This window comes from Marinobacter sp. H13 (assembly GCF_059072335.1).
Genome location: NZ_JCACRU010000001.1, coordinates 774,222 through 795,802, shown reverse-complemented (window position 1 = coordinate 795,802; position 21,581 = coordinate 774,222). Strand labels below are relative to the sequence as shown.

Here is a 21,581-nt window from a genome sequence, read left to right as displayed (position 1 = left end):
ATCACCGCACTTAGAAGGTTGGTAACAAAATGGCAGAAGGCAATCGCCTCGTTTGGATCGATCTGGAAATGACAGGCCTGGATCCGGAAAAAGAACGGATCATCGAAATGGCCACAATTATCACCGATTCGGAACTCAATATTGTCGCGGAAGGACCGGTTATTGCCGTCCATCAGCCACAATCCTTTCTGGATTCCATGGACGAATGGTGTACCCGTACCCATGGTGAAAGCGGACTCACCAAGCGCGTTCAGGAAAGCGATATCTCCGAGTCTCAAGCCGAACAGCAGACCATCGAATTCCTGAAAAAACACGTAGAAAAGGGCCAGTCACCCCTGTGCGGCAACAGCATTGGCCAGGATCGCCGGTTCCTCGTCAAATACATGCCCGAACTGGAAGACTTCTTCCATTACCGGAATCTCGATGTATCCACAGTGAAAGAACTTGCCCGCCGCTGGCGCCCGGATGTCCTCGCCGGCGTAAAAAAGAAAGGTAGCCACCTTGCACTCGACGACATCCGGGACTCCATCAACGAACTGCGTCATTACCGGGAACAGTTCTTCAAGCTATAGGCCATGCCGCTTCAGAGCCCACTGGACGTGCTCGCGGACCATCTCGGAAGGGTGGTCCGCGCGCTTTTTCAGGGCCTCAATTACCGGAATGGTTGACGGCGCATTGCCCAGCCCGACCGCCAGGTTGCGGAGCCAGCCCTCGTAGCCTGTTCGCCGAATTGCAGAGCCCTCGGTGCGTTTGAGGAATTGCTCCTTGGTCCAGAGAAAAAGCTCTGCCAGCGAGCTGTTGTCCAGTCCGTGCCTCGGTTGAAAGTCCTTTTCGCTGGTTGGTTTGCTGAACTTCTGCCATGGACACACCAACTGGCAGTCATCGCAACCGAAAACCCGGTTGCCCATCAGCGGCCGGAGTTCCTCTGGGATACTCCCTTTTAGCTCGATGGTTAGATAGCTGATGCAACGCCGGGCATCAAGCTTGTGCGAGCCAACAAAGGCGTCCGTCGGGCAAAGGTCGAGGCAGGCCGAACAGCTGCCGCAATGATCCGTTTCAAAGGGTTCATCAATGGGCAGGGGGGCGCTGGTGAAGATTTCCCCGAGGAAAAAGAACGAGCCGGCCTTCGGGTGAATCAGCATATTGTTCTTGCCGATCCAGCCGAGGCCTGCTCTCTGCGCCAGTGCGCGTTCCAGCACCGGAGCGCTGTCTACAAAAGCCCGGTAATCGTATCCGCTAACGGCCTCATCAATCTTCGCTGCCAGCTGTGCAAGACGCTTACGGATCAGTTTATGGTAATCCCGACCCAGCGCATAACGCGTGACATAAGCACCCTCCCGGTTAGTAAGCGCTTCTTTCGGACTGTCTGGTGAGGGCAAATAGTCCATTCTCACGGATATAACCCGCGTGGTGCCCGGCGCCAGAGAGGCAGGCGTATAGCGCTTGTCACCGTGGTGGGCCATGTAATCCATCTCGCCCTGGTAACCTGCCGCAAGCCAGTCCTTCAGATGGTCGGCGTGCTCGCCCGTGTCCGCCTTGGTAATGCCCACATCGGCAAACCCGAATTCAGCTGCCCACCGGCGGATGAGCGACGGCAGATCCGCAAGTTCCGGGTGTGTCGTGGTACAGGTTGCTGTGGTGCTCATAGTGACTGCCGATGCTGGAATTCGGTGCTGAACCCGTGTACGGATATTTAATCTGATTAAGTTATGACCTTTTCTACTGTTTTGCTATGCTTTACAGGTATCTGGCCAATTTTCTTAAACCGGTTTCTGTAACGGGAGCAAAGGTTCATGCCGCCGTCCGCTGGGCACAGTCTACCAGACGCACTGTTTTCCGCCGATGCGGTGAGGCAGATCGATCGCTATGTGATTGATCAGCAAGGTGTTGATGGTTTTGAACTGATGCAGTCCGCCGCCCACGCCGCTTTTCGCTGCCTGGTACGGCATTGGCCAAACTGCGGCTCGGTGCTGGTCCTGTGCGGTGCGGGTAACAACGGTGGTGACGGTTACCTGGTCGCGGCAAGTGCGAAAAGGCACGATCTGGACGTCAGCTGTGTCGCGGTTGCGCCAACCGGCAAATTGTCCGGCGACGCCCGTAAAGCCTGGCAAAAGGCCCTGGCGGACGGTGTAGATGTTCTTGACCTCGAGGCTCTCGGAGAGTCATCGCTGGATGATCTGTTTGCCAGCGCGGGCCTGATTGTTGATGCCATGCTCGGTACTGGCGTGTCCGGCGCCCCCCGGGAACCGTTTGCGACTCTGATAAGCCGGTGTAACAGCGCTTCAGCGCCTGTCCTTGCGGTGGATCTGCCCTCCGGGCTTAATGCGACCACTGGAGCGGCCGAGGGGGATGTAGTTAAAGCGGCCAGAACAGTGACCTTTATCGGGCTCAAGGCTGGCTTGTTCACGGGGCAAGGTGCAGCAGTGTGCGGCGAGGTGGTTTTCGAATCTCTGGATACCGACGAGGGTATCGCCGGTAGCGGCCAGAAGCCCATCGCCCGCCGTCGTGACTGGGGTTCTGTGATGCCCTGGCTACCACCCCGGCCTGCCAACGCCCATAAGGGAAGATTCGGGCATGTGCTGGTGGTTGCGGGTGATCGCGGCTTCGGTGGGGCCGGTCTGCTGGCGGCAGAGGCTGCGGCGCGATCGGGTGCTGGGCTCGTGTCGTTGGCGACCCGCCCCGAGCATGTGACAGCGGCCCTGGCAAGATGTCCATCCGTCATGGTTCATGGCCTGATTCATGGCTCGGAGTTGCCGACGTTGCTTGATGCTGCCTCGGTTGTCGTGTGTGGCCCGGGTATCGGGCGAAGCGCCTGGGGCCAGCAGATGCTCGAGCAGGTGGTTGCCAGCGGCAAGCCGAGGGTGCTGGATGCGGATGCGCTGAACCTTTTGTCTGGTCGGGTAGCCATCCCGGCGGATAATCACATCCTGACTCCTCATCCGGGCGAGGCGGCCAGGTTGCTGAATTGCCTGGTGCCCGAGGTTGAGGCAGACAGGATGGCCGCCGCCAGAAAGCTGCAGACGCTGTATGGCGGCACGGTGCTTTTGAAAGGCGCCGGCACCGTTGTCGCGTCTGAGGACGGCGGCCTGGATATCATCAGCGGCAGCAATCCCGGAATGGCGACTGGCGGAATGGGAGATGTGCTCTCAGGTATTGTTGCGGCTGTTCTGGCTCAGATTGGTGACGGACAGAAAGCGGCCGTGCTGGGCGCATCCGTGCACCTTGCTGCGGCTGACCGTGCTGCGAGAACCACGGGGTTTATCGGGCTGATACCGACCGATGTCATCGATGCGCTGCCGTTGGTGTTTCGGGAATCTGAAAGGAGTCCGGGGGCTGAATCGTTATGAGCATAATGGGTAACGAGCGTCGGGTTTTTCTGGAGAACGAGGCCGAAACCGAGCATCTCGGTCGGGAACTGGCCAGGACCGTCGTGGAGTCTGGCCATGGCCTGGTTGTTTATCTGGATGGTGAGCTCGGCATGGGTAAAACCACCATCAGTCGGGGCGTCATGCGCGGATTGGGTCATGAGGGGGCCGTAAAGAGCCCGACCTATACCCTGGTAGAGCCCTACGAGACTCTGAATCCACCGACATACCATTTTGATCTTTATCGCCTGGGCGACGCCGAAGAACTGGAATACATGGGCATCCGCGATTATTTTTCCGCCGAAAACCTGTGCCTGATCGAGTGGCCCGAGAGAGGCAAGGGCATATTGCCCGAGCCGGACCTGGAGGTTCATCTCGAAACCCGGGGAGAGGGGCGCTCTGTAGTCCTCAGGGCCCGCTCAGAGCCGGGCGCCGGGGTGCTGAACGAACTGGAGTTGATTGGTCCGGCGTCATAGTGAGCCCGGAACCGGGAATAAACTGGCAGGTAAGCTTTATGAATTGTGCAAAGCTGAGTAAACAACTGGTCTGGCCGATTGCGCTATTGCTTGTGACATTGGCGTTTCACGGTTCGGCGGCGACACAGGTCGAGAGCGCCCGTATCTGGCCCGCGCCCGATCATACCCGGCTGGTGCTGGACACTGGCGGGCAGGTGGAGCACAACATTTTCTCCCTGAGCGGCCCGGCGCGGCTGGTGATCGATCTCAAGAATGCCAACCTGAAGACCGATTTTTCCGGTCTGGACCTTTCCGGCAGTCCGATCAAGAGAATCCGCAGTGCCCCCAGAAACGGCACCGATTTGCGCGTCGTTCTGGATCTCAAGGCTGACATCAAACCGCGGAGTTTTCAGCTCGAGCCGAATCAGCAGTACGGCCACAGACTGGTGGTCGACCTGATTGATGAAAGCGGTAGCCGGCTGGAAAAGGCGACAACGCCCACAGTGACCCAGGATTCATCAGGGAAGCGGGACGTTATTGTGGTCATTGATGCCGGGCACGGCGGGGAAGATCCGGGTGCTATTGGTCCGCGGGGAACCCGTGAAAAGGACGTGGTTCTGAAAATGGCGAAAACCCTGGCCAACCTCATCAATGATCGGCCGGGTTATACCGCCAAGCTGACCAGAACCGGGGACTACTACATTGGCCTTCGCAATCGCAAGATTCTGGCCAGGAAATACAACGCTGACCTGTTCGTCTCGGTCCATGCCGACGCCTTCCGTACACCACAACCCAAAGGTGCCTCTGTCTTCGCCCTTTCCCAACGGGGCGCCACCAGTGAAACCGCCCGTTGGCTGGCCAATAGTGAGAACCGGTCGGATCTGATCGGCGGTGCCGGCGGGCTGTCCCTTGATGGCCGTGACGACATGCTTGCCGGTGTTCTGCTGGACCTCTCCATGACGGCCAGTATCAACGCCAGTCTGGGGGTTGGCAGTTCGGTCCTGGGCAAATTGGGCGGCGTGGCGAAGTTGCACAAGCCTGGCGTTGAGCAGGCCGCTTTTGCGGTTCTGAAATCACCGGATATTCCCTCCATCCTCGTGGAAGCAGGCTTCGTATCGAATCCCCAGGAAGAGAAAAACCTGGCCACTGAGTGGTATCGCAACAAGCTGGCCGGCGCCATCATGAAAGGCATAGATGACTACTTCCAGAAAACGCCCCCGCCTGGAACCCTGCTGGCGTGGCAAAAACAGAATCGCCAGGGTGGAAACAGCATCAGCCACTATCGGATACAGCGTGGAGACACGCTATCCGGCGTGGCCCGGAAAAATCAGACGACCGTCAGTGAGCTGATGCAGTTTAACGACCTTCGGGACGACCGTGTTATGGTAGGGCAAACCATTCGTATTCCCGCGTCCTGATCAAGAGGTTTTTCTGTAACATGCCCCCCATTCGATTGCTGTCACCGCGGCTCGCGAACCAGATTGCCGCGGGTGAGGTGGTTGAGCGCCCCGCGTCTGTCGTCAAAGAACTGGTTGAAAATGCCCTGGATGCCGGCGCCAACCGCGTCGATGTTGAGGTGGAGCAGGGCGGCGTCAAGCTGATTCGAGTTCGGGATGACGGCAGTGGTATTGAGGAAGACGATCTTCCCCTGGCGCTAAGCCGCCATGCGACCAGCAAGATTGCCAGTCTGGACGATCTGGAAGCCGTGGCGTCCCTGGGTTTCCGGGGAGAAGCGCTTGCCAGTATCAGCTCTGTCTCTCGTCTTACCCTGACCTCAAGGACCGAGTCGCAGGAAGCGGCCTCTCGGGTCGAGGTCGAGGGCCGGGAAATGGACGCGAGAATTTCGCCTGCAGCGCATCCGGTCGGAACGACCGTTGAAGTGCGCGACCTGTTTTTTAACACCCCGGCTCGCCGCAAATTCCTGCGTACTGAAAAGACAGAATTCAATCACGTCGAAGAATGTGTGCGGCGCCAGGCGCTGAGCCGTTTCGATGCTGGCTTCACGTTGCGCCATAACCAGCGTGTCGTTCAAAGCCTCAGGCCAGCGGAATCGGCCCTCGATCGCGAGCGTCGGATTGGATCCCTGTGCGGCCAGCAGTTTATCGATAACGCGGTGGTTATTGATGCGGAGGCCACCGGGCTGCGCCTCTGGGGTTGGGTCGCTCTTCCCACATTTTCGCGCAGCCAGGCCGATCTTCAGTATTTTTTCGTCAACGGCCGCGTTATTCGTGACCGCCTGGTAGCTCATGCCGTGCGCCAGGCCTATCGGGATGTACTCTACAATAACCGGCACCCGGCGTTTGTATTGTATCTGGAAGTCGACCCCGCCACCGTCGATGTAAACGTCCACCCGACCAAGCACGAGGTCCGGTTCCGGGATGGTCGGCTGGTTCACGATTTCATCTTCAGAACCCTGCACAAGGCGCTGGCCGATGTCCGGCCGGACGATCATTTCCGCGGCGCGGTGGCGCAGTCCTTTGGTCGCGAAGCAGTCACCCAGGGTCAGGAAGCCGTTCCGTCCACCGGTGCCTCTGCAGAGGCGGGCTGGAACGGCCAGCCATCGGTATCCAGCTATGGTTACCCCGGCAGCTCAGGCGCCGGCTTTGGCGGACAGTCGCAGCCCCAACAGGAGTGGCGCGCCAGCGATCAGATGGCGTTTTATCAGTCCCTGAATGCCGGTGGCGGAAGCGACGGACAGCAGGCTATGCCCGTAAGCGATCGCGCCGCCACACCAATGCCAACACCGCCTGCAGACAGTGACCAGGAGCCGCCGCTCGGATATGCCATCGCCCAGCTGCACGGGATCTATATTCTTGCCCAGGGTCGTGCGGGGCTCATTGTTGTGGACATGCACGCGGCCCACGAGCGCATTACCTATGAGCGAATGAAGCGGGCGCTTGCCGAGCAGGACCTTAAAAGCCAGCCGTTGCTGGTGCCGCTGTCGCTGGCGGTCAGCCAGAAAGAAGCCGCCCTGACCGAGAGTCACGGTGAAGAACTGCAGAAGCTTGGTCTCCAGATTGAGCGGATTGGTCCGGAAACCCTCGCTGTGCGGCAGGTGCCCGCGCTTCTGCGGGGTGCTGACACAGAACAGCTGGTGCGTGACGTTCTGGCGGATCTCATTGAGCACGGTCAGAGTGATCGTGTCGAGGCGGTGACGCATGAGCTGCTCGGCACCATGGCATGCCATGGTTCAGTGCGTGCCAACCGGCAGTTGACCATTCCGGAGATGAATTCGCTGCTCAGGGACATGGAGGCGACCGAGCGCAGTGGCCAGTGCAACCATGGCCGGCCGACATGGACCCTGGTGACCATGTCTGAGCTGGACAAGCTGTTTCTCCGGGGGCGCTGAGGTGTCACTGCCTCCTGCCATCTTTCTGATGGGGCCCACGGCTTCCGGAAAGACAGACCTGGCCATGGCGCTCTGCGACCACCTGCCTTGCGACATCATCAGCGTAGATTCCGCAATGATCTATCGGGGTATGGATATCGGAACGGCCAAACCCACGGCCGCAGAGCTCGCGCGGGCGCCCCACAGGCTGATTGATATCTGCGATCCGGCGGAAACATACTCCGCTGCGGATTTCCGTCGGGACGCGCTGACCGCCGTGGCCGAAATAACGGCCGCAGGCAGGATCCCGCTTCTAGTCGGCGGCACCATGATGTATTTCAAAGCGTTGCTGCATGGAATGTCCGGTCTGCCATCGGCCAGCCCCGACGTACGACGGGCGCTGGAGCAGGAGGCAGAGGAGCGGGGTTGGGAGGCTTTGCATGAAGAGCTGCGGGCCAGTGATCCGGTGGCAGCCGAGCGGATCCATCCGAACAACCGGCAGCGTCTGATGCGGGCCCTGGAGGTATTGCGCCTTACCGGCAAGCCGATTTCGGAGTTCTGGCGAGCCGATCAGGGTGGCTGTGAGCAAACGACGGCAGTGGCGCAGGTCGGCGACATTGAGGATTACACCTATTTCACTCGCTGGCAGGCAGACGAAACATCTTTGCTTCCGTATACTGTAATTCAACTTGCCGTGACGCCGCCTGAGCGGCGGGTGCTTCATGAGCGTATTCGCCTGCGGTTTCTAAAAATGCTGGAGGCGGGGTTCGTTGATGAAGTTCGGGCTCTGATGATCCGGGACGACCTGCACCCTGATCTCCCTTCCATGCGTTGTGTCGGATATCGCCAGGCCTGGAGCTATTTGTCCGGGGAAGACGACTACGAGACATTTGTCAGCAAGGGAGTGGCAGCAACACGCCAACTGGCGAAGCGGCAGTTGACCTGGTTGCGCAAGTGGTCAGATTTGGACTGGCTGGACAGCGGCGACAAACATATCGCTGAGGTAGCCTTGAAAAAAATCCGACTTCGCACCACATTTAATTTTGACAAATGACGATCTGCATTTACTAAAAACAGGAGAAAACACATGTCAAAAGGGCATTCGTTACAAGACCCTTACCTCAATGCATTGCGCAAGGAACGCATTCCGGTTTCCATCTTTCTGGTCAACGGTATCAAGCTTCAGGGCCAGATTGAGTCTTTCGACCAGTTCGTGATTTTGCTGAAAAATACTGTCAGCCAGATGGTCTACAAGCACGCTATTTCCACTGTGGTTCCTGCCCGAAATGTCCGCATTCCGCAGCAGGCTCCGGGAGGAGAGGGCGAGTCTGAAGACTGATCCATCCGTTTCCCGATCTTGCCACCCGCGTTCCAGAGGATCCCGACAAGGGGTCTTGTGGCTGCGGGTGTTTGTTTTTATGACCCTCATCATGTGTTTACCCCGGAGTTGATGCCAATTGTTTGAACGTCCTGATGTCGGTGAGCGCGCGGTCCTCGTCCACATCGATTTTACTGCCTACGATGGTACCGAAGACCCCGGTGAGTTCCGGGAGCTGGTCACCTCTGCCGGTGTTGAGCCTGTCTCAACCGTTACCGGGTCCCGCAAGCAGCCCAGCCCCAGATTTTTCGTTGGTGAGGGCAAGCTGGAAGAAATTCGTGATGCAGTAGCGGCGAACGAAGCGGATGTGGTGTTGTTCAACCATGCACTGAGCCCACGCCAGGAGCGCAACATTGAGCACGAGCTCAAGTGCCGTGTGCTGGACCGCACCGGTGTGATTCTTGATATCTTCGCTCAGCGGGCACGGACTCACGAAGGTAAGCTTCAGGTAGAGTTGGCGCAGCTCGAGCATATGTCCACGCGACTGGTTCGGGGCTGGACCCACCTTGAGCGACAGAAAGGTGGTATCGGGCTGCGCGGGCCTGGTGAAACCCAGCTGGAAACCGACCGCCGGCTCTTGCGGGAGCGCATCAAGTCTATCCACAAGCGTCTGGAAAAGGTTCGTCGCCAGCGCAACCAGGGCCGCAGGGCCCGTCAGCGGGCTGACATCCCCACCGTATCGCTGGTTGGATATACCAACGCCGGTAAATCCACTTTATTCAACCGTATTACCACTTCCTCCGTATATGCTGCAGACCAGCTGTTCGCCACGCTGGATCCGACGTTGCGGCGGCTGGAACTTCCGGATGTCGGGCCGGTCGTAATGGCGGACACCGTGGGCTTCATCCGGCATCTGCCGCACAAGCTGGTTGAGGCGTTCCGGGCGACGCTTGAGGAAACAACGCAGGCGACGCTGCTGCTTCACATCATCGACAGCCATGACCCGCGCCGCGAGGAGAACATTGAGCAGGTTGAGGAAGTGCTTGCGGAGATCGGGGCGGACGACATTCCCATGCTGCAGGTGTTCAACAAGATTGATCTGCTTGAAAATTTCACGCCTCGGGTTGAGCGCAACGAAGAGGGTATCCCGGTGAGAGCGTGGGTTTCCGCGGTTACTGGCGAAGGCCTGGACGGCTTGTTCGATGCGATCGTGGAGCGTGTGGCCGAAGACGTCGTTCACCACTTTGTCCTGCTGGGTCCCGCGGATGGCAAACTGCGTGCACTTTTGCATGAGGCAGGATCGGTGATCAGCGAGGAATACCGGGATACCGGCGACACGGTGGTTGAGGTGCGCCTGCAGAACCGGGATTGGCATCAGCTGCTGAGCCGCGCCGGTGTGAATGAAAAGTCAGTCAGGCTGGACGTGGGTCACGCCTGAAACCGCAGCGGCTATTGCCGGGGCGGAGATAAATCCCTAGTATTTGCAGTCATTCTATTTATAAGTCAGTAACGGAGAGCACTATGGCCTGGAACGAACCGGGTGGAAACCGTAACGACAATGACCCCTGGGGTACCGGTGGTGGTCGACGCGGCAATGATCAGGGGCCGCCAGACCTCGATGAGGCGCTGAAAAAAGGTCTCGACAAGCTCAACAAGATGCTGGGCGGCAAGGGTGGCAAGTCCGGCGGCAGCGGTGGCAGTAGCGGCGGCAGCGCCGGTGGTTTTGGTGCGATTCTCGCACTGGCAGCCATACTGGTGGTCGGCTATGTCATCTTCCAGTCCTTCTATACCGTGGACGAACAGGAGCGGGCGGTGGTTCTCCGTTTCGGTGAATACCACCAGACCGAGAATCCTGGCCTGAGATTCAAGGTGCCACTGATCGATAGTGTCACCAAGGTCCGCGTGACTAACGTGCGTACCGCTGAGTCCAGTGGCCAGATGCTGACCCAGGACGAAAACCTGGTAACGGTTGACCTCCAGGTGCAGTACCGCGTTGGCGACGCAGAAGCCTACGTGCTGAATGTGCGTGACTCCAACCAGGCGCTGGCCTTTGCAACGGATAGTGCGATCCGTCACGAGGTCGGTAGCTCGACACTCGACGACGTACTGACCGAAGGTCGTGCAGAACTGGCCGTGCGGGTCGAGCAAAGGCTCCAGATGTTCCTGCGGGAATACGGCACTGGTCTGGAGTTGGTGCGGGTTAACGTTGAAAGCACCCAGCCACCACCAGCGGTCCAGGATGCCTTCCGTGAAGTCCAGAGGGCCCGTGAGGACGAGCAGCGGGTGAAGGAAGAAGCTGAAACCTACCGCAACCGGATCGTTCCGGAGGCTCGTGGTGAGGCCCAGCGCATGATCGAAGAAGCCAACGCCTACAAGGAAGAGGTGATCGAGCGGGCCCGTGGTGAGACCTCGCGTTTCCTTGAGCTACTGGCCGTCTATCAGATGTCTCCGACAGTCACTCGCGAACGTTTGTACTTACAGACGGTCGAAGAAGTCCTTGCTAACAGCAGCAAGATCCTGGTTGATACGGAGAGCAGTGGCAACATGATGTACCTGCCGCTTGATCGACTGACCCAGGGCTCGCTGCCCCGTACCGGTGGATCATCCTCCGGCAACAACCAGGGCAACGTGGACATCCAGACCCTGACTGATCAGGTTCTTCAGGAACTGCGAAGCAGGCAGGATACTACCGTTCGGAGGAGCAGATAATTATGGGACCTAAAGGTGTAGTGGGCCTTGCAGGCGCCCTGATCGTTGTCCTGCTGGTACTGTCCAGTGTGTACATCATTCCGGAAACCCATCGGGGTGTTCTGCTCCGGTTCGGTGAGCTGGTAGAGACCGATATCCAGGCCGGTATCCATTTCAAGGTTCCGGTCATCGACCAGGTTCGTGAATTCGACATCCGGGTTCTCACCATGGATCTGCCCTCGCGGCAGTATCTGACCGTGGAGAAGAAACCGCTGGATGTGGATTCGTATATTGCCTGGAAGATCCGTGATGTGGACCAGTTCTATCGAGCGACCGGCGGTGACGAGTTCCGCGCTCAGTCCCTGTTGTCCTCCCGTGTTGATAACGGCCTGCGGGACGAGTTTGGTATCCGGACCATGGTCGAAGTGGTCTCGGGCCAGCGGGATGAGCTGATGCACACGCTGCGGGATCGCGTAAACCAGACTGCCCAGAACGAATTCGGTATCGAGGTTCTCGACATTCGTGTAAAGGCTATCGAATTCCCGGGTCAGGTGAGCGAAAACGTCTACCGTCGGATGGCGACCGAGCGTGAGAAACTGGCTCAGGAATTCCGTTCGCGGGGTCGGGAGTTGGCCGAAGGTATTCGCGCCGATGCGGATCGTCAGAGAACCGTTATTCTCGCGGAAGCCTTCGCTCAGTCAGAAGAAACCCGGGGTGAAGGTGACGGTCAAGCGGCCAGAATCTACGCCGATGCCTACGGCTCCGACGCGGAATTCTACAGCTTCTACCGGAGCCTGCAGGCTTACCGCAATACCTTCATGAGCAAGGATGACATCATGGTGATTGATTCCAACAGCGCGTTCATGAAGTTCCTGAACGATCCGCAGGGTGCCCGTTAACCCTGCACGTTGAGACCAAAAACCGGAATACCTCTGTATTCCGGTTTTTTTGTGCCCGGCAACCGTGTAAAATTCTGCCGGTTTTGTGTCGGGCTTTTGCCGAGTGCCGCCTTAAATCCTGTGTGATCCCCCCAGCCACCTGTGCCGGAGCGGATATAACGGACAACGGAATCTCATGACAGTATCTGATCGCTGGTTACTGCCAGACGGGGTAGAGGACATTCTTCCCCCACTGGCCGGACGGATCGAATCCCTGCGTCGGGATGTAATGGATACCTGCCAGCGCTGGGGCTACCAGCTGGTAATCCCACCGCTCATTGAATATCTCGAATCCCTGTTTACCGGAACCGGAAACGATCTGGAGCTTCAGACCTTCAAGCTCACCGATCAGTTGACCGGGCGGATGATGGGTGTTCGCGCCGATATGACGCCTCAGGCGGCGCGCATTGATGCCCATACCCTGGGCCAGGAAGGGATCACCCGTCTTTGCTATGCAGGGCACGTACTCCACACCCGCCCAAGGCACATGCTGACAGGTCGAACACCGATTCAGGCCGGCTGCGAACTGTTTGGCAGTGGCTCCGAAGCAGCGGATATGGAAGTGATCAGCCTGATGCTGGAAACCCTCAGGGTTGCCGGCTTGCCCCGTATCCATCTGGATCTGGCTCACGTTGCCATCTATGAGAGTCTGATCGGCGAGGCGGACTTTGATCGGGATACGGAGAGCGCCATTTTTGATGCCATGGCCCGCAAATCGGTGCCGGAGCTTGATCAACTGCTCGGTCAATGCCCTCCAGGCTCTGCGGGTGCTCGTTTGCGTGAGCTTGCCCGGGTCAGTGGTGGCCCGGAAGCCTTGAACGAGGCCCGTCGGATCCTGCAGGGTGCCTCTGACAGCCTGGACGCGGCACTCGACCAGCTTGGGCGTGTGTCTGACATGCTGGGAAGGGATTACCCGGATATCAGCTTCGGATTCGATTTCTGTGAGCTTCGTGGCTACAACTACCACACGGGCCTGGTGTTTGCAGCCTACGTGCCGGGCCACGGCGATTCCGTGGCCAAGGGTGGCCGTTATGATGCGATTGGAAGTGACTTTGGCCGCGCCCGCCCGGCAACGGGGTTCAGTCTTGATATTCGCTCGCTCGTCTCTCTTGGCGAGCGCGTGACTCGCAGTGCCGGCGCTGTCTGGGCGCCGGCGGATGACGACCCCGCCCTGGAAGGCGTGATCTCCGGTCTGAGAATGACGGAAACCGTTGTTCGTGCCCTTCCCGAAGACGAGGGCGTTAACCCTGCCGCCAGAGGCTGTGACCGTGAGCTGGTCAAACAGGGTGGCCAATGGGTTGTGCAGAAGCTGGGCTGATGCCCCCGGGGCCTCGGTGAATTCATTTACAGGTAAACTTGCGAAACGCCTGTCCTGCGGGGCAGCCGCATTGAGAGAGAATCATGGGTAAAAATGTTGTTGTGCTGGGCACCCAGTGGGGTGATGAAGGCAAGGGTAAGATTGTTGACCTGCTGACCGACAAGGTTGCAGCGGTTGTCCGCTTCCAGGGCGGGCACAATGCCGGTCATACCCTGGTAATTGACGGCAAGAAAACAGCGCTTCACCTGATTCCTTCCGGCATTCTGCGGCAACACGTCTATTGCCTCATCGGCAACGGTGTTGTCCTGTCGCCCGAGGCTCTGCTGAAAGAAGTGCGCGAGCTGGAAGCCAATGACGTGGCGGTTCGCGATCGCCTCCGCATCAGTCTGGCGTGCCCGATCATTCTGCGTACTCATGTTCGAATTGATCAGGCCCGTGAAAGGGCTCGTGGTGTCGACAAGATCGGCACAACCGGTCGCGGTATTGGCCCGGCCTATGAAGACAAGGTTTCCCGTCGTGGCCTGCGCCTGGGCGATCTGTGCAATCCCGCCGACTTCGAAATGAAGCTCCGGGAGATCATGTCATACCACAACTTCATCCTGACCGAGTACTTCAAGGAAGAGGCTGAGGACATTGATGCCGCACTGGAAGAGCTGAAGCAGATGGGCGAGGAAATTTTGCCCATGGCGGCAGACGTGACTGACATGCTGCATGATTTCCGTAAGCGTGGAGAGAATATCCTGTTCGAGGGTGCCCAGGGCTCGCTCCTGGATATCGATCTTGGCACCTATCCGTATGTGACTTCTTCCAACACCACCGCTGGCGGCACGGCCACCGGTTCCGGCTTCGGCCCGCTGTTCCTCGACTATGTGCTGGGAATCACCAAGGCGTATACCACCCGTGTAGGCTCCGGACCGTTCCCGACCGAACTGTTCGACGATATGGGCAACCACCTGGCGGTGAAGGGCAACGAAGTCGGCACTACAACCGGGCGCGCCCGCCGTTGTGGCTGGTTCGATGCGGTGGCTCTGCGCCACGCCATCCAGATCAACAGTGTGTCCGGTATCTGTCTGACCAAGCTGGACGTGCTGGACGGACTGGAAACCGTGAAGGTTTGCGTAGGCTACAAGACGCCTAACGGCGAGATTTTCCGGCCGCCCATCGGCTGCGACAGCTACAAGGACATCGAGCCGGTTTATGAGGAACTGCCCGGCTGGAGCGAAAGCACCGTTGGCCTGACCAGCGTTGATCAGTTGCCGGAGAACGCCAAGGCCTACATCCGTTTCCTGGAAGAGCAGATCGAAGCGCCGATCGATGTGATATCTACTGGTCCGGATCGTATCGAGACGATTACATTGCGTCACCCGTTCGGCGAGTAATCGCCAACGTTAAAAAAACCGCCCTGCTTAAAAGGCACGGCGGTTTTTTTGTGTTCAGGGCTTCTCGGCAATCACGGTAGCACGCAACGGCCCCGGGTATCCTTCCACGGTTTTTGAGGGGTCGTTCGGATCCAGAAAATCCTGGAGGGAGTTGAAACGCATCCAGTCGGTGCTTCGCTGTTCGTCTGTGGTCGTAGGGGTGACATCGACCACCCGGGCATTCCGGAAGCCGGTGCGGTCCAACCAGCGCAGCAGTGTGTCGCAGGACGGGAGGAACCAGACGTTCCGCATCTGCCCATAGCGATCCTCGGGCATCAGGCTGAAGCCCTCAGGGCCTTCAACGACAAGTGTTTCCAGCACCAGTTCCCCGCCCCTGCGAAGCGTCCCCTTCAGTTCAAGCAGATGATCGAGCGGTGAGCGCCGATGATAGAGAACCCCCATGGAAAAGGTGGTGTCGAAGGTTTCAAGGTCGGCGGGGAGGTCTTCCATCCGAACGGGCAGCAGGTCTATCGGGACATCACCGAGGTAGTCCTTGACGCTGAAGAACTGGAACAGGAACAGCAACCCCGGGTCGATGCCGATCACCCGACCCGCGCCTTCGCCCAGCATGCGCCAGCAGTGATACCCGGAGCCACAACCCACATCCAGTATGCGACGACCGGAAAGGTCTGAAAGGTAAGGCGACACGCGGTCCCATTTCCAGTCAGAGCGCCATTCGGTATCGATGTACGTACCGAAGAAGTCGAAGGGGCCTTTGCGCCAGGGCATCAGGCCGCGTAATCCGAGTTCCAGTTGCTCCCGTTGTGCCACGGTCAGGGGCTGCCTGGAGGTCAGGGTTACCGCGGATTGGTCCAGTTGCGCGTCTATCTGAGTCAGACCGGGTAGCTGGTCAAGGGCAGCTTGCCAGCGATCGAGATCGCCGTGGGGGCGGTCCTCAAAGCGGTGGGTCAGTTGCTGTTGGAGTTGCGTCGCCCAATGCTCCAGGCCGTCTTTCTCAAGTTCATCGATGATAGGCCCGAACCGGGCTTTCCAGTCAAAGTCTGCCATGGTCATTCGGTGGTTTGGTTGGCCTTTATGGCGAGCATGGAAACAAAGTTGAAGCACTGATACCACACCACCACGTCATCGAAACCTGCCGACAACAGGCGCGCCTTGTGCGCAGCCAGTGTTTCGGGAATCAGCACCTGTTCGATCGCCGTGCGTTTCTGGCTTATTTCAAGATCCGAATAGCCGTTGGCGCGCTTGAATTCGTGATGCAGTCGGGTCTGAATGGCTTGCTCGTCGTCAGATTCAAAGCGAACTTTCTCCGACAGGATCAGGACACCGCCAGGACGCGTGGCATCAGCAATGCGCGCAAGCAGGCCGGCCCGCTTCTCCGGATCGACAAACTGCAAGGTGAAATTCAGAGTGGTCACCGAGGCATTACTCAGCTCGGTGTCCAGAATATCCTCGCACCTGAGGGTAACGGGGAGCGCACTGTCGTCCAGTGCAATGTAATGCTCGCAGCGTTCGATCATGGCGCTCGAGTTATCCACTCCGATCAGGTTGCAGTCCGCATTGGCGATACCATGGCGCATTGCCAGCGTGGAAGCGCCGAGTGAGCAGCCCAGGTCATAGCAGTTGGTGGCGGGCTGGGCATATTGCTCCGAGATAACCTCGATCATCGGAATGACGGTGGTGTAGCCCGGCACCGAGCGCCGGATCATGTCCGGAAACACCCTTGCCACCGATGCGTCGAATCGGAAGTCCTCCGGCCGGCGCTCTGTGGCAAACAGCCGGTCCGTGATCTGCTCGGGTGCCTCCGACGGCTTGCGGGATTTATTCATTGGTGTCCGGAGTCTCGGGGGCGGGCAGAACGGCAGGCCCGGTTGGGGAGGGCCTTGAGCAGCGTACGCCGCGATTTTTATAGTCCACCAGGATTCCCCGGAACGAGGGATCCACATCGGCGGCAATTGCCAGGTAACCATTTTCGCAAACGGCGTGCAGTTCCGAGGCTTTGGGCGACATGCGAAACGGATCCTCCTCGGTTACATGGATGGCCTGGAAATCGCCAACAGGCATATGATCCTTGTTCTCGCTGTGGTTGATCCTGCCGCTCATCTCCAATACAAGAACGGTGCCAATAGCCGCAACCACAGCGGTTACGATCAGGCTACGGACGGTGTAACGGGCCTCATTCTGGCTCATGCATACCTCAAATCAAACGAATTAAAAGTGTTGGTCAGTATTGTCCCGGCACCGTGATGGCCGGTGACTGCAAGGCTGATAACTGCTCCCGGAGCGACAGAATCTGGTCTGACCAGAACCGTGGCTGGGCAAACCAGGGAAAGAATCGCGGAAATGCAGGGTCATCCCAGCGCTTTGCCAGCCACGCGCAATGGGCAATCTGCCGGAAGCAGCGTAGCGGCTCAATCAGGTGGCGCTCGCGGCGATTGAAATCACGGAACATTTCATAGCCTTCCAGCAACTCTCCCAGCTGGGCGCCGCGCTCGAAGTCGTCTCCGTTCAGCAGCAACCACATATCCTGAATGGCGGGCCCGGTGCGGCAATCGTCGAGATCCACGAACAGCATCTGTTCGTCCCGGCAGAGAATATTGCCGGCATGGCAGTCGCCATGAAGTCGCAGGGTTTCCACCGGACCGGCTTCGTCAACCCGAGCGGCACAGAGTCTTTGCAGGTCAGGAATCAGGCTGTCCCAGGCTGGCCTCAGATCCGTGGGAATCCAGTCTCCCCGTAACAAAAGCCGATTGCTGGCTTCGATGCCATCCAGCAAATCCATGCCCGAGCGATGGGCAAACGGTTTTTTGGCGCCAATATTGTGGATCTGACCCAGCCATTGCCCCAGCCGGTAAAGGGTATCGGTAACACTGGTGTCTGGTGCTTGCCCGCCACGCTGCGGAAATACCGCAAACAGGAACTCACCATGGCGCCCGAGCGTGTCCCCGGTCGCCAGCTTCATAGGTGCTACAACCGGAATGTCGGCTTCCAGGAGCTCCAGGGTGAATGTATGTTCCTCGCGGATTTCCGCTTCGCTCCATCGGCCCGGCCGATAGAACTTGGTAATTACCGGGGCGCCTTCATCCAGGCCTACCTGATAGACCCGGTTTTCATAGCTGTTCAACGCGAACAGCCGGCCACTTACCGCAAACCCTGCCTCTTCTATCGCATCCAGAATGATATCCGGCGTCAGGGAATCGTAGGGGTGGGTGGATGCCGCAAGTGAGGGGTCATGGGTCATAAAGGGCGTTTCAGAGCCTTGTGTCGTATTTGGATTTCATGGTTTGCAGATGGTACCAGTTTTCGTCCAGCTCCCAGCGGATACGGCTGATGCCAGAAGCCCCAAGAATAACGTCTCCGGCACGGGCCTGAACCTGTGCAAGCTCGCGTTCTGCCCGCTGCCAGTCGCGATGACTGTCCCCAAGATTGCGCATACTCGGAAATACCGCACTCAGCGCCTTGTGGGTGGACGTGGTGTGGGACCGCAGTGAGCTCATAATGGCCGTGTCGCCCTCCACCCTCAGTACCCGGTGCTTGTAGGGGTAGCTGGCAACCACCTCATCCGCTTTCAGCCGCTCGTTCAGGCTGATTACTTCAAAGCCCCGCCAGCCTAGCCACCCGACAAAGAGGGCCGCCACCACCATTACCAGAACAAACTGCTTCCTGTCAGACATCATAAGCCGGGCTCCATGCACTACTTTCCGGAGCCAAGTATAACCGGTATGGGCTCTTGAGTAATGTATTGAGCCCGCCGGCGCCCGTTTTCGCCGGGCTGGCGGTATAGGATATGCTCAACCTCTTGTCAGTGGAGCAGGGCCAACCATAAGTGTCGACAGAAGTGCTGGAAATCCAAACCGTTGTTATCGGCGCCGGTGTCATTGGGCTGGCTATTGCCCGCGCTCTGGCTAGAGCCGGGCATGAGGTCATCGTTCTGGAAAGCTCAGACCGGTTTGGTGAGGGCATCTCCTCACGAAACAGCGAAGTCATTCATGCCGGCATTTATTATCCGCAAGGATCACTGAAGGCGGAGTTGTGTGTTGAGGGTCGACGGCAGCTTTACGACTATTGCCTGACGCACAAGGTTGGACACCGTAAATGCGGTAAGTGGATTGTTGCCGTCGACGAGGCACAGAATGACAAGCTCTTTGATATTCAGGCTGCGGCAGCCAGCAACGGTGTTGAACTTGAGCTGTATGATGGCGAAAGAGTCGCCCGAGGCGCTCCGGGTATTTGCGCCAGCTCGGGGCTCTGGTCCCCCGAAACCGGTATTGTCGACAGCCACGGGCTGATGCTCTCCTTGCTTGGCGAGCTCCATGATGCCGGCGGCCAGCTCGCTCTACGCTCACCGGTAGCGGCTGCTGAATCGGATAGCCAGCGGCACCGTCTAAACGTGGCAGGCGAAACCCCGCTAATTCTGGAAGCGAAAAATGTCATTAACGCCGCCGGGCTCGGCGCCGTCCCGCTGGCAAAAAACTGGGCAGGTCTGCCCGACGACTGCATTCCCCGGCAATGGTTCGCGAGGGGCGTCTACTTCAGCTACAGCGGACGAACACCTTTCAGGACCCTGATCTATCCGGTTCCTGAACCCGGGGGCCTGGGTATCCACCTGACTCTCGATCTCGCTGGCCAGGCCCGTTTCGGTCCGGATGTAGAGTGGATCGAAAAGGAAGACTACACCGTGGAACCCAGCCGCCAGGAAGGCTTCGCCAGAGGCATCCGCCAATGGTGGCCAGGACTCGACCCGACCCGACTTCAGCCCGCCTATGCCGGCATCCGACCGAAGCTGATAGGCCCCGATGGTGGCTTCGCGGATTTCCGGATTGATGGTCCAGAGACGCACGGTATGCCGGGACTGGTTAATCTGTTCGGTATCGAATCGCCGGGTTTAACATCCTGCCTGGCAATTGCTGAGCGTGTAAAAGCTTTGCTGTCTTAACCTGGCGTCCGGGCTAGTGCCCAAACCTGAATGTTCCGGGCCCCGGCCTCCCGAAGTGCTGATGATAAAACCCTGACGGTCGCGCCGGTGGTCACCACATCATCGACAATCGCTATTCGCTCTGGCACTGGCGGGATGACCTCAAATACCCCGCGAAGATTCGCCAGTCGGGCCTCCCGGTTCAACTCCCGTTGAGACCGGACACGGCGAACCCTTCTGACAAGTCCGTTGTCGACCGGGAGATCCAGGGCGCTGGCAATCGTCTCGGCAATGTCCTGGGCCTGATTGAACCCGCGTTGCCGGCGTCGCCGCGCATCCATTGGCGCGGGTACCAGTACTTCTGGCATTGCGATAGCACCATCGAGCCGAGCCTTCTGCACCAAGTCAGCAAAATCCGCCATCAATGGTCTTCCGAACTTGCGCTGGCCCCGATACTTGTATCGGCCAATCATGCCGTCGAGTGGGTACTGGTAGCGCCAGGGAATAAAAGAGCTATCGAAAGCCGGCGGGTGTTTCATACAGTCACCGCAGAGCAGCTCCGAGGAGGGAAAAGCCAGGGGCAGGGCGCAGCAGCGACAGTGCCAGCGGTTCACTGGTAGGTCGCCCCGGCAAGGCTGGCATAAGCCGTTGAATGCCTGTGAGGAAAGGCAGGCGACACACAGTCCGCCGTGCCTGATGCTGTTAACCTTTTTGTCCACGAAGGTTGACAGCCAGTTCAGTCCCTTTATCATCTGATTCATCCGTAAACCCAGAGACCGGGAAAGGTTAACAGGACTTTTACATGACCGCTACAGAACTCCGCCACGACTGGACACTGCAGGAAGCTCGCGAGCTTTTCGAACTCCCTTTTAACGATCTACTGTTCCGTGCCCAGAGTGTGCATCGCCAGTATTTTGATCCTAACGAGGTTCAGGTAAGCACCTTGCTGTCGATCAAGACCGGCGCCTGCCCGGAGGATTGCAAATACTGTCCCCAGAGCGGTCATTACAACACCGGTCTTGAGAAAGAGAAGCTGCTGGAAATCGAAAAAGTTGTGGCTGAGGCCAGGGCCGCGAAAGAAAAGGGGGCTTCCCGGTTTTGCATGGGCGCCGCCTGGCGCAGTCCTTCGAAGAAGGACATGCCTTATGTTCTGGACATGGTCAAACAGGTGAAGTCCCTGGGGCTTGAGACCTGCATGACCCTTGGCATGCTCAAAGAGGAGCAGGCGGCAGAACTGGCCGATGCCGGGTTGGATTACTACAACCATAACCTGGATACCTCTGAGAAGTACTACAGCCACATCATCACCACTCGAACCTACCAGGATCGACTGGACACTCTCGACAATGTTCGCAAGGCCGGAATGAAGGTTTGTTGCGGTGGCATTATGGGTATGGGCGAAGACGAGGATGACCGGGTCGGACTGCTGGTTCAGCTCGCGAACCTGCCCCATCATCCGGAAAGTGTGCCTGTGAATATGCTGGTGAAGGTGAAAGGCACGCCTCTGGAGGACGTCGAGGACCTGGATCCGTTCGAGTTCATCCGGATTATTGCGGTGGCGCGGATCTTGATGCCGGCTTCCCACGTTCGCCTGTCAGCTGGGCGTGAAAACATGAATGAGCAGATGCAGGCTCTGTGTTTCATGGCTGGTGCCAACTCGATCTTCTACGGCGAAAAGCTCCTGACCACCGCCAATCCGGAGGCCGATGCCGATATGCTGTTGTTCAAACGCCTCGGTATTCGCCCAGAGCAGCGGGAGCAGTGTGCGTCGGAGGAGCAGGAAGAGGAGGCGATTGCCGAGGCCGTGGAGTATGAGGCGACCCGTCACATGTTCTACGACGCTACGCGGGAGTCTGCCTGAGTATTTGATCTTGGGAGGC

Annotated in this window: 21 protein-coding genes; 14 read left to right on the top strand and 7 right to left on the bottom strand. The window is 58.4% G+C overall.

Annotated elements, in window-relative coordinates; translation table 11 throughout:
- Positions 1–29 precede the first annotated feature (29 nt).
- Complete coding sequence (orn, locus tag AC5JQH_RS03720) at positions 30–572, top strand: oligoribonuclease (protein ID WP_092031015.1); 543 nt, start codon at positions 30–32, stop codon at positions 570–572.
- Here the strand turns inward: orn and queG are convergent.
- On the bottom strand, positions 567–1,646 hold the full coding sequence (gene queG, locus AC5JQH_RS03715; RefSeq protein ID WP_493805313.1) for a tRNA epoxyqueuosine(34) reductase QueG: 1,080 nt from the start codon (positions 1,644–1,646) through the stop codon (positions 567–569). The genes orn and queG overlap by 6 nt on opposite strands.
- 147 nt (positions 1,647–1,793) lie before the next feature.
- On the opposite strand from queG, the gene AC5JQH_RS03710 reads away from it, so the two are divergent.
- The 11 genes from AC5JQH_RS03710 (at position 1,794) to AC5JQH_RS03660 (ending at position 14,789) form a co-directional block, all read left to right on the top strand.
- Positions 1,794–3,347, top strand: a complete 1,554-nt coding sequence (locus AC5JQH_RS03710; RefSeq protein WP_493805312.1) for an NAD(P)H-hydrate dehydratase — start codon at positions 1,794–1,796, stop codon at positions 3,345–3,347.
- On the top strand, positions 3,344–3,841 hold the full coding sequence (gene tsaE / locus AC5JQH_RS03705) for a tRNA (adenosine(37)-N6)-threonylcarbamoyltransferase complex ATPase subunit type 1 TsaE (RefSeq protein WP_092031013.1): 498 nt from the start codon (positions 3,344–3,346) through the stop codon (positions 3,839–3,841). Before AC5JQH_RS03710 ends, tsaE begins: the two co-directional genes overlap by 4 nt.
- A gap of 38 nt (positions 3,842–3,879) precedes the next feature.
- A complete protein-coding gene (locus AC5JQH_RS03700; protein ID WP_493805311.1) occupies positions 3,880–5,238 on the top strand; it encodes an N-acetylmuramoyl-L-alanine amidase in 1,359 nt (452 codons plus the stop codon).
- Between the two features lie 20 nt (positions 5,239–5,258).
- Positions 5,259–7,169, top strand: coding sequence for a DNA mismatch repair endonuclease MutL (mutL, locus tag AC5JQH_RS03695; RefSeq protein ID WP_008170053.1), 1,911 nt, complete (start codon positions 5,259–5,261; stop codon positions 7,167–7,169).
- 28 nt (positions 7,170–7,197) lie between these two features.
- Positions 7,198–8,202 carry a tRNA (adenosine(37)-N6)-dimethylallyltransferase MiaA gene (miaA, locus tag AC5JQH_RS03690; RefSeq protein WP_482902624.1) on the top strand — a complete coding sequence of 335 codons (1,005 nt, stop codon included), beginning with the start codon at positions 7,198–7,200 and terminating at the stop codon, positions 8,200–8,202.
- 33 nt (positions 8,203–8,235) lie between these two features.
- Complete coding sequence (gene hfq, locus AC5JQH_RS03685) at positions 8,236–8,487, top strand: RNA chaperone Hfq (protein WP_008170056.1); 252 nt, start codon at positions 8,236–8,238, stop codon at positions 8,485–8,487.
- Between the two features lie 118 nt (positions 8,488–8,605).
- A complete protein-coding gene (gene hflX / locus AC5JQH_RS03680) occupies positions 8,606–9,904 on the top strand; it encodes a ribosome rescue GTPase HflX (protein ID WP_482902572.1) in 1,299 nt (432 codons plus the stop codon).
- A gap of 83 nt (positions 9,905–9,987) precedes the next feature.
- A complete protein-coding gene (gene hflK / locus AC5JQH_RS03675; RefSeq protein ID WP_053112707.1) occupies positions 9,988–11,175 on the top strand; it encodes an FtsH protease activity modulator HflK in 1,188 nt (395 codons plus the stop codon).
- A gap of 2 nt (positions 11,176–11,177) precedes the next feature.
- On the top strand, positions 11,178–12,053 hold the full coding sequence (gene hflC / locus AC5JQH_RS03670; protein ID WP_008170064.1) for a protease modulator HflC: 876 nt from the start codon (positions 11,178–11,180) through the stop codon (positions 12,051–12,053).
- Between the two features lie 175 nt (positions 12,054–12,228).
- Positions 12,229–13,410 carry an ATP phosphoribosyltransferase regulatory subunit gene (locus AC5JQH_RS03665; RefSeq protein ID WP_062781852.1) on the top strand — a complete coding sequence of 394 codons (1,182 nt, stop codon included), beginning with the start codon at positions 12,229–12,231 and terminating at the stop codon, positions 13,408–13,410.
- Positions 13,411–13,493: 83 nt separating this feature from the next.
- Positions 13,494–14,789: an adenylosuccinate synthase gene (locus tag AC5JQH_RS03660; RefSeq protein ID WP_008170068.1), complete on the top strand. Its 1,296-nt coding sequence runs from the start codon at positions 13,494–13,496 to the stop codon at positions 14,787–14,789.
- Between the two features lie 54 nt (positions 14,790–14,843).
- Here the strand turns inward: AC5JQH_RS03660 and cmoB are convergent, their stop codons facing one another.
- The 5 genes from cmoB to AC5JQH_RS03635 are packed head-to-tail and all read right to left on the bottom strand — an operon-like array spanning position 14,844 to position 18,460.
- Complete coding sequence (cmoB, locus tag AC5JQH_RS03655; protein WP_193364066.1) at positions 14,844–15,836, bottom strand: tRNA 5-methoxyuridine(34)/uridine 5-oxyacetic acid(34) synthase CmoB; 993 nt, start codon at positions 15,834–15,836, stop codon at positions 14,844–14,846.
- Positions 15,837–15,838: 2 nt separating this feature from the next.
- The gene (gene cmoA / locus AC5JQH_RS03650; RefSeq protein ID WP_493805310.1) at positions 15,839–16,615 is read right to left on the bottom strand and encodes a carboxy-S-adenosyl-L-methionine synthase CmoA; all 777 of its coding nucleotides are present in this window, start codon (positions 16,613–16,615) and stop codon (positions 15,839–15,841) included.
- The gene (locus AC5JQH_RS03645) at positions 16,608–16,976 is read right to left on the bottom strand and encodes a PA3694 family proteiin (protein ID WP_008170074.1); all 369 of its coding nucleotides are present in this window, start codon (positions 16,974–16,976) and stop codon (positions 16,608–16,610) included. The genes cmoA and AC5JQH_RS03645 overlap by 8 nt, the downstream gene beginning before the upstream one ends.
- 34 nt (positions 16,977–17,010) lie before the next feature.
- Entirely contained in the window at positions 17,011–18,027 is a 1,017-nt protein-coding gene (locus AC5JQH_RS03640) for a serine/threonine protein kinase (RefSeq protein WP_493791405.1), read from the bottom strand.
- Positions 18,028–18,037: 10 nt separating this feature from the next.
- Positions 18,038–18,460: a hypothetical protein gene (locus AC5JQH_RS03635; protein ID WP_039881815.1), complete on the bottom strand. Its 423-nt coding sequence runs from the start codon at positions 18,458–18,460 to the stop codon at positions 18,038–18,040.
- A gap of 164 nt (positions 18,461–18,624) precedes the next feature.
- Here AC5JQH_RS03635 and AC5JQH_RS03630 point away from each other — a divergent pair, with 164 nt between their 5' ends.
- The gene (locus AC5JQH_RS03630) at positions 18,625–19,722 is read left to right on the top strand and encodes an NAD(P)/FAD-dependent oxidoreductase (protein ID WP_008170080.1); all 1,098 of its coding nucleotides are present in this window, start codon (positions 18,625–18,627) and stop codon (positions 19,720–19,722) included.
- On the opposite strand, the gene AC5JQH_RS03625 is transcribed toward AC5JQH_RS03630, so the two are convergent.
- Entirely contained in the window at positions 19,719–20,240 is a 522-nt protein-coding gene (locus AC5JQH_RS03625) for a ComF family protein (RefSeq protein ID WP_227497727.1), read from the bottom strand. The genes AC5JQH_RS03630 and AC5JQH_RS03625 overlap by 4 nt on opposite strands.
- Before the next feature lie 263 nt (positions 20,241–20,503).
- Between AC5JQH_RS03625 and bioB the strand changes: the two genes are divergently transcribed.
- A complete protein-coding gene (gene bioB / locus AC5JQH_RS03620; protein WP_008170083.1) occupies positions 20,504–21,562 on the top strand; it encodes a biotin synthase BioB in 1,059 nt (352 codons plus the stop codon).
- Positions 21,563–21,581 lie beyond the last annotated feature (19 nt).